Genomic DNA, 13,499 nt, shown 5'->3' on the forward strand with positions numbered 1-13,499 from the left:
CCGCTTCTACGCCAGCATGCGGCGCATCACCTTCCCGGAGAAAGTTTTAGGCAGAGCCGAGGTGAAGTGGATGCGCCGCGGCACGGCAAAGCGGCCGCATCTCGCCACCAGCCGGGCGCAAATGCTTTTTTTAAGCGCGGCCTGCTGCGCAGGGTCGGCCATATCGGTGACCACGAACAGCGCCACCATTTCCCCCAGCAGGTAGTGCGCCGTCCCGGCGGCGACCACCTCGACAATCCCCTCCAGCCCCATCAGAGCGTTTTCTATCTCTGCGGTGGCGATGCGCTTGCCGCCGATATTCATCACGTCATCCATCCGTCCCTGGATAACTATCCGCTCGCCAACCCTTATCGCACAATCGTGGGTGGCATAGCGCCACTGCCGATGCCAATACGACCAGTAGTACTGGTCGTGCTGGATATCATTCTGCCACAGCGTCGACATCCCTCCGGGGCCAAGCGTGCCGTTAATCACCAGCATGCCCGCCTCACCCGACGCGCAGGTTTTCCCGCTGGCGGGATGAACCACCTCAACCGCGCGGGTGAACACCGGCGAGAGCGCGCTGCCGGAGCCGGCCAGCAGCGGCCAGCCGGATTCGGTCTGCCAGTAATGATTTTCGCAGGGCACCCCCAGCTGCGAAGCCACCCATTCATCGGTGGCGTTATCCAGCGGCTCGCCGGCAAGATAGAGCGTGCGCAGCGAGGTCAGATCGGCGCGCGGCCTGCCCTGCCGCCGGGCCATGCGGATCGCCCCGGCAATGGTCAGCATCCGGGTGATGCCGAGCGTTTCCACCATCTGCCACCAGTATTCTCCCGGCGAGTTAACCTCGCAGAGCACCGTCGTCAGCCCCGCCAGCAGCGGCCCATAGATGCCGTAGCTGTGCCCGGTCACCCATCCGGCATCGGCGGTGGTAAAGAAAATCTCGTCGTCCCGTAGCCGGAAGAGATGCGCAAGGCTGGCCAGTAGCGCCACGGCATAGCCGCCCGTATCACGGACGATCCCTTTCGGCACCCCCGTCGTCCCCGACGTAAACAGCAGATGCGAAGGCGCGGAGGCCGCAAGCCAGGTACAGGGTACGACGCGGCCGCGATGCCGCGCCAACCGCTCGCCAAACGCCTGGCTGTGGACATCCACCACCCGCAGGCCGGCCATCCGCTCGTCAATCACGGGCAATGCCTTACGCCCGCGCGGCTCGCGGCTATGCAACAGCAGCACCGGCTGGCTGGCGGCAATGCGTTGCATCAGGGCTTCATGGGTGACGGCGGAATAGACCACGACATGCACCGCGCCAATGCGCGCGCACGCCAGCATGGCGACCGCCACCAGCGGCGTCATCGGCAGAGCGATGAGCACCCGCTCCCCAGCCTTCACCCCCCAGCTTTGCATCATGCTGCTGAGGGCGTTGACCTGCTGCCAAAGCTCGCGATAGCTAAGCCGGTGCGTTTGCCCGAGATAATCACGATGAATAATGGCGCACTTCTCCCCCTTCGCGGATAAATGGCGATCCAGCGCGTTAAAGCAGAGATTGGTGCGCCCGCCCGTAAACCAGCGGCAGCGCGGGCCGCCGTCGATGTTTTCCACTACCCCGGTAAAATCCGTTTCCCAGTACAGCCGCGCAGCCTCTTCCCGCCAGAAGTCGCGCAGGAAGGGATCATCATCACTCTGCGCTGTTCGCATCGATAACCTCCCGCGCGGCGATATGCCCGGCACGGCGGGCGATAATGTCCGCCTGCCACAGGGCGTCATCGCCTACGCCTTCGAAACGCCCCGATCCCCAGGTCCAGAGCCAGGGCAGCCCAAGGAAATAGAGGCCTGGCTCAACCGACACGCCGCGCCGATGCCGCGGATAGCCTTTCTCATCGAAGGCCGGGGCCTCGATCCAGCTGAAATCGGTGTGGAAGCCTACCGCCCAGATAATGGCCGAAATCGCCCTCAGATCGATCGGCTCCGCAGGGGACTCGGGCTGCCACGGCGCCTGATATCGGGCCTCGACCGGGGCATCAATGCCCTGCCGGGCAATCCAGGCGTCGATGCTGTCTTTAATTTTTTGCGCGGCGGCGTCGGCGCCGTCAAGGTTGGCCCGCAGGTCGTCGGCAGTGTGCAGTTTTCCATCGGCATACTCCAGCAGACGCCCGTGCAGCCGCATCCCCTGGAGCGCAAACGCGCGTAAATCAATATCGCGCCCGCCGTCGCGCCCGGTCACATAGTGATTGGTTTTGCGTCGGGCCTCTTCACCCTGCGGATGATCGTCGACCGTCAGGCGGTAGTGGCCCATATCGTCCAGCCACTCCACCACGTCGCGGCCGCGATAAAAACGCGCCACCCGCGGCGCGCTGCCGACGCATAAATGCACCCGACGCCCCGCGAGGTGTAAATCTTCGGCAATTTGCGCGCCGGACTGCGCCGAACCCACCACCAGCACCTCCCCTTCCGGCAGCTGCTGCGCGGATTTGTAGTGGGCGGAATGGATCTGCGCAATGCGCTCAGGGAGCCGGGCGGCGAGATCCGGAAAGCGTGGGCGATGATAGTTCCCCACGGCGACCACCACCTGGTCGGCCTGCAGCTCGCCGAGGGAGGTAAACAGCGTAAAACCACCGTCGCGCTTCACTACGCGCTGGACGTTGACCCCTTCGCGCAGCGGGGCGTTGAAGCTCCTGGCGTAGCGTTCGACGTAGGCCACAATGTCGTCCCGCAGCATAAAGCCGTGGGGATCGTCGCCGTCATAAGGGAAGCCGGGAAGCCTGCACTGCCAGTTTGGCGTCACCAGGCAGAAGTTATCCCAGCGCTGCTCCCGCCAGGCCCAGGCCAGACGATGGCGTTCCAGCACAATATGACGGATGTTTTTTTGCGTCAGGCTCCAGCTCATGGCAAGACCGGCCTGACCGCCGCCAATAATGACGACAGGATAGGAGTTCGTATTCATCGTTTTCTCGGTTAACGTCAGGCTGTAATGGGGGTGATTTTTTCTACCGTGACTCTCTGCTCCGGGCCGAACTGCGCCGCCTTTTGCACGATCGCCGCCGATTGATCCTGCGCGCTGGAGCAGTAATAGCCAAACTTCGCTTTGACCCTTTCGCTGGCTTCGTCCAGCGCGCTAGTGGCCACCTGTACAAACTCATTCAGCGCGTAGGGATGGTCGATCAACAGGTATTTCTCGATCGCCGTTGACGGCGAATAGCAGGTGTCTTTGCTGCCGTCGGGCCAGCGCACCACAAAATGCATTGCAGGCATTGTCTGTTCCTCTATTGGTGAGTCATGCCGGTAAACGGCTGCTGCGTCAGATCCCAGTAACACGCGCGCTGCTCCCGGTAGCTCAGGATCAGCTTTTGCTCATGGGTAAAACGCCCCGCTGCGGCGCAGGCGATCCCGCAGTCGGCAAACCGCCGGGCCACTTCGTGGCAACGCGCCTCGTCCACCGCCAGCAGAAAGCCGAAGCTGGGAAAGGCGCACAGCCACTGCTCCAGGTCGATATCCGCCGGGATCGGGATCTGCTCAAGCGCCACCTCGGCGCCGAGGCCGCAGCTCTCCAGCATCATCGTCAGCGTCCCGGCCAGCCCCGCCTGGCTGATATCCTTCGCCGCCCGCAGGCTCCCGTCGGCGGCCAGCTCCGGCAGCAGCGCGAGCGCCCGACGCAGTTCGGCGGGATCCGCGCGGGTCGCCGCGTCCCAGTTATTTCCCGGCGGGTGCCAGGCTCCCTGCAGATTGATGGCGACCATCAGCGTCTGGCCGGCCCGCGCCGCGCTGCTGCTGAGCGGGCTGGCCGTTTCGCCGAGCACCGCCACGGCCAGCTGCGGCCGCTCGCTGCGCAGGTTGGTATGTCCGCCGACGATCGGCACCCGATAGGCGCGCGAGGCCGCGGCCATCCCGCGTAAGATCTGCGCCGCGTGCGGCTGCGCCTCGTCCCACAGGGCGTTGACCACCGCCAGCGGGCGCCCGCCCATCGCGGCGATATCGCTCAGGTTGACCATCACCCCACACCAGCCTGCAAACCACGGGTCCTCCTCTACAAAACGGTTGATAAACCCCTCAATCGCCAGCAGCTTGTAGCCGCTGCCGTCCGGGATCAGCGCGCAATCATCGCCGTTGGGAGACGGATTGGGCCAGGCGTCGCGCAGCTCGCGCGCCACCTGCTGGATATCGCGCTTATGCGCAATGCCGCTAAAGGCATGTAGCCGCGCGATCAGCGCCGGCAGGCTCGGATTCATACCCGCACCTCCGTCAGAAAGGCCGCAGCGTCAGCGGTTCGCTGAGGCCGCGCGCGATGAATCACCATCCCGCTCTGGGGGTCGTCGCAGGGCGGGTAAAAAGCTAAATCAGCCTGCATCCGGGCATGTTTGACGCCGCGGAGCTCAAGCCACTCCAGGGTTTGCCAGTGCATGCGGCGAAACAGCGGCTCGTTCTGATGCTGGACCTGGGCATAAAAGGCGTCGCAGCCCAGGGCGTGCGCGCTGCATACCGCGAGGCGGATCAGCGTCGGCCCCAGTTGCCCCTGACGGCGATAGGCGGCGTCCACCGCCAGCCGCGACCCCAGCCAGACCCGCGGCGACAGCTGGTGGATACGCACCGTGCCGACCACCCGGTCGTGCCAGCCGGCCACGCAGCCCAGCGCCACCAGCAGGTGGGCGTGGCCGTCGATCTCATCGCGATCGTCATCGGCGAACAGGCCCTGCTCGCGGCAAAAGACCTGCCGACGCAGCGCATAGGCCTTCTCGCGCTCCCACGGCAGCGTGACCCATTTAATGGTATATCCGGCGTACTCGTTCATCGCGCGCTCCTTAGGCCGTCGCCTGTTCAAAGCTGGAGAGCGACGAGCAGGCGCCGCAGCGGCCGCAGCCGGCTTTGATATCGCTGGACCGCAGCTGAGCCTGGTTCAGCATCTGGCCCAGAGGTTGCAAAATCGAGGACATAAACCGGCTGTCCGGCGCCGGATGGTGCTCCAGCGGCGTACCGCCGATCGGCACGAAGGGCACGACGAACGGATAGACACCCAGACCAATCAGCGTTTGCGATAGCGACAGAATAGCCTCCGGCGTATCGCCCAGGCCGGCGAGAATATAGGTACTGACCTGCCCGCGCCCGAAGACCGCCACCGCGTCGGCGAAAGCCTCAAGGTACTGCTCGACGCTGACCTGCGCTTTGCCCGGCATGATGCGCGCGCGGACCTCCGGCGTCACCGCTTCCAGGTGCATCCCCAGCGCATCGATACCGGCCTCTTTCATCCGCGTAAACCACTTCGCGTCCCCCGGCGGCTCGCACTGCCCCTGCAGCGGCAGGTCCACCGCGGCTTTAATAGCGAGGGCGCTTTCCACCAGAATGCGCGCGCCGCGGTCGCTGCCCGACGGCGTGCCGGTGGTCATCACCATGTGTTTTACCCCGTCCAGCTCCACCGCCGCCCTCGCCACTTCGGCCAGCTGCTCCGGCGTTTTCCGGGCAATGGTGCGCCCGGCGGCCAGCGACTGGCCGATGGCGCAGAACTGGCAGGCCTTCGCCCGATTTTCATAGCGAATACAGGTCTGTAATACGGTGGTCGCCAGCACGTCGGTGCCGTGCAGGGTGGCAATCTGCGAATAGGGGATCCCGTCCGCCGTTTGCCGATCGTAAAACCTGGGTTTGCTGGCGAAGCTTATCTCCCGCACCGGGATGGCGTTGTTAAACAGCCGCGAGGCGCCGGACGCTTCATGCTTCACCTGCCACGGCGAGCGATGGGCGGCGTGGGTGTATATCGGCACCATCACCGTCACGCCGTCAACGTTCATCGCCTGATGATCCGATGGCCCGGCGCCGCCGTGGCGGCTGACGTGCTCCTGTTGGGGGTTAATGACGTTAACCCCCTGGGTCAGCAGCTCAGTAATCAGCTGTTGGCGAGTGGACGGTATGTTCTGCATCGCGACCTCCTCCGGTTTCGGGTTCTGCTTCACGCGTCACGACATAGCGGGCCGGCGTATTATCCAGACGCAGGCTCAGCAATTCCGGGCGGGCGTAGTGTCCGACCGAATCCATCATCCGTTTGCGTTTGGTGATGAGCGCCATATCCAAATCGGCAATCAGTATTCCTTCGCCTTCGGTCAGCGGCGGCGCCAGATGGCGACCCTCCGGCGAGATGATGGCGGTGTGGCAACCTCCCCGCAGCCCCTTCTGCAGGGCGGGATCCTGGGTCAGTTCAGCGATCTGCTCTTCGCTCAGCCAGCCGGTGGCATTGATGACAAAGCAGCCGGACTCCAGCGCATGGTGGCGAATCGTGACCTCCATCTGCTCGGCGAAAATGGGGCCGACCAGCGAGCCGGGAAACTGGCTGCAGTGGATCTCTTCGTGCTGCGTCATCAGGCTATAGCGCGCCAGCGGGTTGTAGTGTTCCCAGCACGCCAGGGCGCCCACCCGACCGACGGCGGTATCCACCACCTTCAGCCCGGCGCCGTCTCCCTGCCCCCAGATCATGCGTTCATGGTAGGTCGGCGTGATTTTGCGCCGCTTGAGCACCAGTTCGCCGCTGGCATCGAAAACCAGCTGGGTATTGTAGAGCGTGCCGCGATCGCGTTCGTTCACCCCCAGTACGACCACGATGCCGCGCAGGCGCGCGCGCTCGCCGACGGCGCAGGTGATCGGCCCCGGCACCGCGACGGCCTGTTCATACAGCTTGAGATGGGCGGCTCCCGCGCTGATCGCCGGGGTAATAAACGAGAAGTAGGGGTAGTAGGGGACAAACGTCTCCGGAAAAACGATGATCTCCGCCCCCTGCTCCGCAGCTTCGTCGATTGCCTCCAGAACCCGGGCCAGCGTCCTGCTGGCCTCATGAAGGTCCGGTGCAATCTGGGCTGCCGCCGCGCGAATAATGCGTGATTCAGCCATCATGCGCCTCCGTTTACATCGTCCAGGTGTCGATGATGACCGCGTTATCCCGCACGTGGAGCAGTTTGAGATCGAGCACATCCAGCGGGCTGATGGGGCGAATACCTTCCAGCAGAGAGGGTTCGCCGTGGCCGTACAGCGCCTGCAGGGCAAAGCGGCAGGCGTAGACTTTCCCCCCTTCGGACATAAACTTCGTCAGCTGATTGGCGTAGTTCTGATGGCCAGGGAAAGCCTCGGCGCCGAGGGTGGGGAACCCGCGCTGCACGCCGAGCATCACCCCCGGGCCATACAGCAGGATGGAGGTGGCGAAACCTTTGCGCTGCAGGCGGGTCGCCTGCAGCATATTGACGAAGCCGATCGAACCTTCGAAGGCGACGGTGTGGAACGTCACCAGCGCCTTCTGCCCCGGCTCGGCCTTCACGTCCTCAAAGACTTTCTCTTCATAATCGACAAAGAAATCACCGGTCTGGTGGGCGGGTAATGTAACTTTTGGCATAGCGCTCTTCTCCCGATAGTTATGGGGGGAGTCTCTCTCCCCGTTATGGCACATCTGCAGGTGATGCCATGGGAGTGGAGCAAGCGCCGTGCCAGCGGGCGATCGTGGGGATGCAATCAATGACCTATCAATTGCTCAAATTGTGCGCTAAAAAAATTTTATCGTGGCCTGTCGCGCCGCCTTTATCGTCGGCGAGGTGGACACCGGCGCGGTAAACGCACCGATTTGATGCCTTTTTGCACCATAAATGCACACAATCAAAATCATTCTGCAATCAATGATGCAATCAATAGTAAATATGATTGCATAGCACCCGACAACAGGGAATAGTGTCCCTCTTTGCCGCTCTTTTCAGGGGATCCCCATGCTGAACAAAATCGCCAACCGCTGGAAAACCCATCAACAGCAGCATACGGCGCGCCCGGCCTACCTGCTGATTGCCGATATCATTGCCGATGGTATCAACAGCGGAGAGTTTCAGCCCCGCGACCGCCTGCCGCCGCTACGCGATCTGGCGGTCCTGCTGGCGATGAACTACACCACGGCGACCCGCGGCTACGCCGAAGCCAGGCGGCGCGGGCTGATCGACTCTCGTCCGGGGCTGGGGAGCTTTATCCGCGGCAAGGTGCCCTCGGTGCCGCTCAGCGGCGGCAGCAGCTATGAGATGACCATGAACTCGCCGATTGAGCCGGGAGAAGAGCTGGCGCAGGCGATCGCCGCAGGGGCCATTAACCTATTTACCCAGAAAAATATTCTGGGCCTGCTGCGCTACCAGGATTTTGGCGGCCAGGCGGATGATAAAGCGATGGCGAAAGTGTGGCTGGAGAAGCAGCTGCCGCCGGTCAGCATCTACGAGATTCTGGTCGCGCCGGGGATCCACAGCGCGCTGGTGGGGCTGCTGACGCTGCTGTGTCGCCACGGCGGCAGCGTGTGCGTCAGCGATTTAATCTATCCCGGGCTGAAAGCCATCGCCAGCCAGCTGAATATTACGCTGCAATCCCTCCCCTGCGATGAGGACGGCCCGCTGCCGCGCGCGTTTGAACATCAGTGCCAGACCGGCAATATTCGCGCGCTCTACGTCAACCCGACGATCCAAAACCCGACCACCCTGACCCTGCCGTTACGCCGGCGCGAGGCGCTGGCGGACGTCGCGCTACGCTACAGCATCCCGGTGATCGAGGATGAGGCGTACGCCGCGCTGGCGACCCGGCATATCCCCTCTTTCAGCGAGCTGATTCCCGAACTGACCTGGTATCTCACCGGAATGTCGAAGTGCTTCGGCCCCGGGCTGCGCACGGCGTTTATTAAAGGTCCGGGCAAGCGTAATACGCAGCTGCTGGCGGGGGCGCTGCGGGCGCTGAACGTCATGGCCAGCCCGCTGACCAACGCCCTGGCCGCGCAGTGGATTCAGGAGGGGACGGCGGATCGGGTATTGCAGTCGGTGCGCGCCGAATCGGCGATCCGCCAGAAAATAGCCGCAGATATTCTCAAGGAGTTCAGCTATCGGGCAACCCCGGAGGGCTTCCACCTCTGGCTGCAGCTCCCCCGGCATTTTAACTGGAACCCTGCGGAAATGGCGGTGAAACTGCGCGATCTCGGGGTCAGCGCCGTCTCCAGCGCCGCGTTCTGTACCGATAACAACCCGCCGGACGCCATACGTATTTGCCTCGGCGGCGCCTGGTCGCGGGAAGTCTGCACTGAAAATTTACATACCCTGGCCCACGTGATGCGCAACCCGCTGAACTTTGGCAGCGTGATTTTGTAGGGGCGTATTGGGCAATGAAGCCTCGCTGTCCGCGCTAAACAAGACCATTCTATAATGCGTCCAGTGAGGTCGAGGGCGCCTATTACACCTACGTAAAAAATGTCGTTATCCGGCTAACAAATATGAAGACAGGCGAGCACTACTCGCGCTACTGGCAATCTCGCCAGTTAATGAAACAACGTTTCATAATAAAGAGGTTATTTGTTACTCTCAACCAACCATGATTTTCATTGCTAATTTAATGGAGAGAGTATGACTAAGAGCGTCGCCGTCCTGCTGGCACCAGGCTTTGAAGAAGCAGAAGCTGTTATGGTGATAGATATCCTGCACCGTATGAAGATCGATGTAAAAATGCTGTCCTGTCAGGATATGCTGGAGGTGCGTAGCTACCACAATATACGCATGTTTGCAGATACGCTTCTGGAAAGGAGCATGGATACATTATTCGATGCGGTGGTCATCCCCGGCGGCCTGCAGGGCACGCAAAGTCTGGCCGCGAATCCGCTGGTCATCGAGTTTATCCGCCGGCATGACGACGCCGGAAAACTGATCTGCCCTATCTGTTCCGCCGCGGCGCGCGTGCTCGGAGGTAATAAGCTGCTAAAAGGCCGGCGCTACGTCTGTTCAGGGGACCTCTGGCAAAACGTAACGGACGGGGTCTATGTCGATCGGGACGTGATAAAAGATGGTAACCTGATTAGCGGCAAAGGATTGGGAGTGGCTTTCAACTTCGCCGGCACGATTGCCTACTGCCTGACCGGGGATAAGGAAGACACCAATCTCCAGATCGAGCATATCTATTACGACCACTGGCGCGTATCGCCATAAAAAACGCGCGTCCTACCCGAAAATTTGCGTCATCGCCTGGTGTTGATGTTGCATTCCACATCAGGCACGCAGCCGTTTAGGGACGAAAACGGCCGCAGGTTCCGGCGAACGGGTTGGCCAATAATCCTTGTCGGGCGGCGGCGATAGCATGGGTTTAAAAAACGAAGCCCAAAAGCCAGCCATTACCTATAATCTTTTGGCGCATTGCGCATCAGGTCATTAAAGAAAACGGTCAGTTATACATGTCAGGGATAAGGCGATGACAGGCAATTCTTCACCGATAATCGGTATCGATCTTGGCACTTCAAACAGTGCCGTTGCATATTTTAGCGAACAAGGGACCGCGCTCATTACCGGCGCTCAAGGCGAACGCCTGACGCCCTCCGCTGTGGGCGTTGATGACGAAGGCCATTTGCTGATAGGCGAAGCCGCAAAAGCCAGGCTGGTTAGCCATCCTCATCTGACCGTCGCCAGCTTCAAGCGCTACATGGGCACAGACAAAGTGTTCACTCTCGGCGCCAGACCATTTCGCGCCGAAGAGCTCTCCGCATTAGTGCTGCGTAAATTAAAAACCGACGCCGAAGTGGCGCTAGGCTGCCCCATCACGCGCGCGGTGATTACCGTGCCGGCTTATTTCAACGACTCGCAGCGCAAGGCGGTTAAAGCCGCCGGACAGATGGCCGGACTCAAGGTCGAGCGCCTGCTCAATGAGCCCACGGCGGCGGCGCTGGCCTACGGCCTCGCCGATGCCAGAGAGCAAAAGTTCCTGGTCTTTGATCTTGGCGGCGGCACGTTTGACGTCTCGATTGTCGATATGTTTGACGGCGTGATTGAGGTGCGGGCCAGCAGCGGCGACGCCTGGCTTGGCGGCGACGATTTTACCCAGGCGGTACGCCAGTGGATGATAAGCCGTTATCCTGAGCTGACGCCGGACCACCCCGAGCTGTCAGCGGCCCTCACCCAACAGGCCGAAGAGCTGAAGCAAAGGCTCAGTAGCCAGGATATCGCCAGCGTAGAGCTGATGCACGCCGGGACGGGGTACCGCTGGGAGCTGGATGAACACACGTTCCATGAGTGCTGTAGTCCGCTGCTGGCGAAGCTCAAAAAGCCGGTGCTTCAGGCGCTGCAGGATGCGCAGTTTGACGTCAGTCAGCTCGATCACGTGATTATGGTGGGGGGAGCCACGCGAATGCCGCTGGTACGCCAGCTGGTGGCCCGCATGTTCAGCCGGTTTCCGCGTAGTGAGCTGAATCCCGATGAAGTTGTCGCGCTCGGTGCCGGCGTTCAGGCGGGCTTAATCGCGCAGGACCGCGCCCTGGATGATATTGTCCTGACCGACGTGATGCCCTATTCGCTTGGGATCGCGGTGGCACGACGTAGCGGCGATAAAATAGAAGAAGGGTTTTTCTCCCCGCTTATCGAGCGCAATGCATTTGTTCCGGTGAGTGTGATGCAGACCTTCAGCACCATGAGCGATAACCAGCGCCAGATTGAGATTGAGGTCTATCAAGGAGAGTCGCGTAAAGTCAGCGATAATCTGCTACTCGACAGAATGTCCGTTAAAGTTCCGGTTCGTAAGGCGGGCGAAGTCAGCATAGACGTACGCTTCACTTATACCCTGGACGGTATCCTGGAAGTGGCGTGCACAGTCAGCGGCCAGGGGGCCGCCTCGACGATGGTCATCGAGAAGGCGCCGGGAACGCTGAGTGCAGAAGAAATTGCCCTGCGTCTGCAGGCGCTCAACGCGCTGAAGCAACACCCGCGAGATCTCCCGGCGAATCGCCAGCTGCTCGCAGAAGCCGCGAAGCGTTATGAGCAAGCGCTGGGTGAAAATCGGCAGATTATTGATTACTACGCCACGCAGTTCGAACAAGCGCTGGAAAAACAGGATTTGCGTTTAATCACTTCGGCACAGGATGAGCTGAGCCGGGTACTGGATCAGTTTAATAATGGATTTTAACGATGGCGACAATTTGGGATGTACTCGGCATTGAACCCACAACGGACGAACGGGAGATCCGCCGCGCCTATGCTCGAGAATTAAAGCAACGGCGGCCGGCTGACGACCCGCAGGGATTTCAGGAGTTGCGCGAAGCGTTTGATAGCGCTAAACGCTATGCCAGTTCGTTCATCACTCTGCCCGAAGAGGAAACCGTGGCGCGGGAAGAGCCTGAGCCAACGCCGATGGCGGCATATGCTCATTCGCTGACGTTGGAACAGCCGGCGCTGCCGGAAGCGAGCTGGAGCAGGGACGTTCTGTGGCATCGCGCCCAACGGCTTGCCACGTTATTAATCAGCGACGAGCTTAGCGGGCTGGGCGAACTGCACGAGTATCTTGATAATGAAATACACGATGCGCTTGCGGCCAGGCAGGCCTTTAGCCTGATGCTGGCCGAATCGCTAAGCGAGCAGCCGGGGCTTAATCGTAGTTTGTTAAATGAAGTTTCCGCGGTGATGGACTGGCAGATTGACCGCTACCACTCGTCTCAACTTCCCGACTGGGCTATCTTCGCGCTTGAAGAACAGATAACCCATAGCGAACAGGAAGACTACTGGCAAGCTCTGGCAGCGCGCTATGCCGGTAGCCGCCTGGCACAGCTGAAATGGCGCCTGCTGGCGGAAAAAGGCACACCTGTTCGGTGGTGGGTCAGGCTGATTCCCGATCTTTTGCAGCAAGTAGTGAAGCAGGCCAGCGAGATACGTCGGCAGTACCCAGATCTTCAGGAGCGGCTTAATCCCCAACTTCTTAACGAGCTCGACAAGCCCGGACTGGCGATAAGCTGGGGCGCAATTATTGCCATTCTGTTCTGGGGCTATACGGCCTGGCTGCCGGGCCAGGCATCACCCAAGATGGCGTTACAGTCCGGGTTGATGCTAGCGGTCGTTGCCACCTTTATCTGGGGCTACCCGGCGCTCGAACGTCGGTTTGAAGCCGGAGGAGCGGCCCATAAATACGTTCATGCCTTTTTCTGGCTGGCGTCAGTGTCGATTATTGCGGTGGCATTTTACAGTATTCTGCGAGGGGGAAGCGCCTGGCCGGGGAAGGATGCGCTGGCCACGCGGATGCTGGTTATCGTGCCCTTCCTGGTGATTCCGGTCGTCTGGGCGCTGTGGCAACGGCGCGGCGAGTGGCGCACCCTGCCCATCACCATCATCGTGGTTTTCCTGATGTTTCCCATTTTATTTATTCGTCAGCTTCCGCCGCTGGTCAATTTGCTGGGCCTGATGCTATTGCCAATGCTTTACGGCATCCTCATTGAAATGACCTTCTTTGTGAAATAAAAAAGCCTGTGGATTAGATATATCCGTAGGCATCTCGCTTCGTAGGTATCCGATCCTTACGATAAGGTACAGACTCTGCTGGCCATTGCCCACGGTCAGTATGCCCTGGTTGAAAACTGCTGGCGACTTAGGTTGCCGGCTGCAAGGCGATGATATCCGCCGCCCTGTAGCATGGAGGCACAGGGATGCCCCCTCCCCTTGTCACTTTATTCATCCAGTTACTGGCGTTAGCCGGTGGCCAGATGTACTGCCCTGCGAATAGCTATCCACGTCACGCCTTCG

Annotated in this window: 12 protein-coding genes; 4 read left to right on the forward strand and 8 right to left on the reverse strand. The window is 60.9% G+C overall.

Features of this window, described 5'->3' with window-relative positions:
- Positions 1 to 6: 6 nt before the first annotated feature.
- Genes GO007_RS23475 through GO007_RS23510 form a run of 8 tightly spaced genes read right to left on the reverse strand, consistent with a single transcriptional unit; the run spans position 7 to position 7,342 of the window.
- Positions 7 to 1,677, reverse strand: coding sequence for an AMP-binding protein (locus GO007_RS23475; protein WP_095104186.1), 1,671 nt, complete (start codon positions 1,675 to 1,677; stop codon positions 7 to 9).
- Positions 1,658 to 2,923 carry an MSMEG_0569 family flavin-dependent oxidoreductase gene (locus GO007_RS23480; RefSeq protein ID WP_095104188.1) on the reverse strand — a complete coding sequence of 422 codons (1,266 nt, stop codon included), beginning with the start codon at positions 2,921 to 2,923 and terminating at the stop codon, positions 1,658 to 1,660. Before GO007_RS23480 ends, GO007_RS23475 begins: the two co-directional genes overlap by 20 nt.
- Positions 2,924 to 2,940: 17 nt before the next feature.
- On the reverse strand, positions 2,941 to 3,231 hold the full coding sequence (locus tag GO007_RS23485; protein ID WP_095104189.1) for an MSMEG_0570 family nitrogen starvation response protein: 291 nt from the start codon (positions 3,229 to 3,231) through the stop codon (positions 2,941 to 2,943).
- Between the two features lie 11 nt (positions 3,232 to 3,242).
- On the reverse strand, positions 3,243 to 4,205 hold the full coding sequence (locus GO007_RS23490; RefSeq protein ID WP_095104190.1) for a sll0787 family AIR synthase-like protein: 963 nt from the start codon (positions 4,203 to 4,205) through the stop codon (positions 3,243 to 3,245).
- The gene (locus GO007_RS23495) at positions 4,202 to 4,765 is read right to left on the reverse strand and encodes an MSMEG_0567/Sll0786 family nitrogen starvation N-acetyltransferase (protein WP_095104192.1); all 564 of its coding nucleotides are present in this window, start codon (positions 4,763 to 4,765) and stop codon (positions 4,202 to 4,204) included. Before GO007_RS23495 ends, GO007_RS23490 begins: the two co-directional genes overlap by 4 nt.
- 10 nt (positions 4,766 to 4,775) lie before the next feature.
- Positions 4,776 to 5,885 (reverse strand): MSMEG_0568 family radical SAM protein, encoded by a 1,110-nt coding sequence (locus GO007_RS23500; RefSeq protein WP_095104193.1) that lies wholly within the window; start codon positions 5,883 to 5,885, stop codon positions 4,776 to 4,778.
- Positions 5,845 to 6,849 carry a Nit6803 family nitrilase gene (locus GO007_RS23505; protein ID WP_223261818.1) on the reverse strand — a complete coding sequence of 335 codons (1,005 nt, stop codon included), beginning with the start codon at positions 6,847 to 6,849 and terminating at the stop codon, positions 5,845 to 5,847. The genes GO007_RS23500 and GO007_RS23505 overlap by 41 nt, the downstream gene beginning before the upstream one ends.
- A gap of 10 nt (positions 6,850 to 6,859) precedes the next feature.
- On the reverse strand, positions 6,860 to 7,342 hold the full coding sequence (locus GO007_RS23510; protein WP_095104195.1) for an MSMEG_0572/Sll0783 family nitrogen starvation response protein: 483 nt from the start codon (positions 7,340 to 7,342) through the stop codon (positions 6,860 to 6,862).
- 364 nt (positions 7,343 to 7,706) lie between these two features.
- Between GO007_RS23510 and GO007_RS23515 the strand changes: the two genes are divergently transcribed.
- From GO007_RS23515 to GO007_RS23530, 4 genes are all read left to right on the forward strand, one after another.
- Positions 7,707 to 9,107 (forward strand): aminotransferase-like domain-containing protein, encoded by a 1,401-nt coding sequence (locus GO007_RS23515; RefSeq protein WP_095104197.1) that lies wholly within the window; start codon positions 7,707 to 7,709, stop codon positions 9,105 to 9,107.
- 252 nt (positions 9,108 to 9,359) lie between these two features.
- A complete protein-coding gene (locus GO007_RS23520) occupies positions 9,360 to 9,935 on the forward strand; it encodes a DJ-1/PfpI family protein (protein WP_095104198.1) in 576 nt (191 codons plus the stop codon).
- Between the two features lie 259 nt (positions 9,936 to 10,194).
- On the forward strand, positions 10,195 to 11,895 hold the full coding sequence (locus GO007_RS23525) for an Hsp70 family protein (protein WP_095104199.1): 1,701 nt from the start codon (positions 10,195 to 10,197) through the stop codon (positions 11,893 to 11,895).
- Between the two features lie 2 nt (positions 11,896 to 11,897).
- Positions 11,898 to 13,217 (forward strand): J domain-containing protein, encoded by a 1,320-nt coding sequence (locus tag GO007_RS23530; protein WP_095104200.1) that lies wholly within the window; start codon positions 11,898 to 11,900, stop codon positions 13,215 to 13,217.
- Positions 13,218 to 13,499 lie beyond the last annotated feature (282 nt).

Source organism: Klebsiella sp. 10-1, from assembly GCF_009758445.1.
Lineage (GTDB): Bacteria > Pseudomonadota > Gammaproteobacteria > Enterobacterales > Enterobacteriaceae > Klebsiella > Klebsiella scottii.

Coding starts and splice junctions, on each gene's coding strand:
- GO007_RS23475 (WP_095104186.1), bottom strand. CDS start 1,677: ATGCGAACAGCGCAGAGTGATGATGATCCCTTCCTGCGCGACTTCTGG.
- GO007_RS23480 (WP_095104188.1), bottom strand. CDS start 2,923: ATGAATACGAACTCCTATCCTGTCGTCATTATTGGCGGCGGTCAGGCC.
- GO007_RS23485 (WP_095104189.1), bottom strand. CDS start 3,231: ATGCCTGCAATGCATTTTGTGGTGCGCTGGCCCGACGGCAGCAAAGAC.
- GO007_RS23490 (WP_095104190.1), bottom strand. CDS start 4,205: ATGAATCCGAGCCTGCCGGCGCTGATCGCGCGGCTACATGCCTTTAGC.
- GO007_RS23495 (WP_095104192.1), bottom strand. CDS start 4,765: ATGAACGAGTACGCCGGATATACCATTAAATGGGTCACGCTGCCGTGG.
- GO007_RS23500 (WP_095104193.1), bottom strand. CDS start 5,885: ATGCAGAACATACCGTCCACTCGCCAACAGCTGATTACTGAGCTGCTG.
- GO007_RS23505 (WP_223261818.1), bottom strand. CDS start 6,849: ATGATGGCTGAATCACGCATTATTCGCGCGGCGGCAGCCCAGATTGCA.
- GO007_RS23510 (WP_095104195.1), bottom strand. CDS start 7,342: ATGCCAAAAGTTACATTACCCGCCCACCAGACCGGTGATTTCTTTGTC.
- GO007_RS23515 (WP_095104197.1), top strand. CDS start 7,707: ATGCTGAACAAAATCGCCAACCGCTGGAAAACCCATCAACAGCAGCAT.
- GO007_RS23520 (WP_095104198.1), top strand. CDS start 9,360: ATGACTAAGAGCGTCGCCGTCCTGCTGGCACCAGGCTTTGAAGAAGCA.
- GO007_RS23525 (WP_095104199.1), top strand. CDS start 10,195: ATGACAGGCAATTCTTCACCGATAATCGGTATCGATCTTGGCACTTCA.
- GO007_RS23530 (WP_095104200.1), top strand. CDS start 11,898: ATGGCGACAATTTGGGATGTACTCGGCATTGAACCCACAACGGACGAA.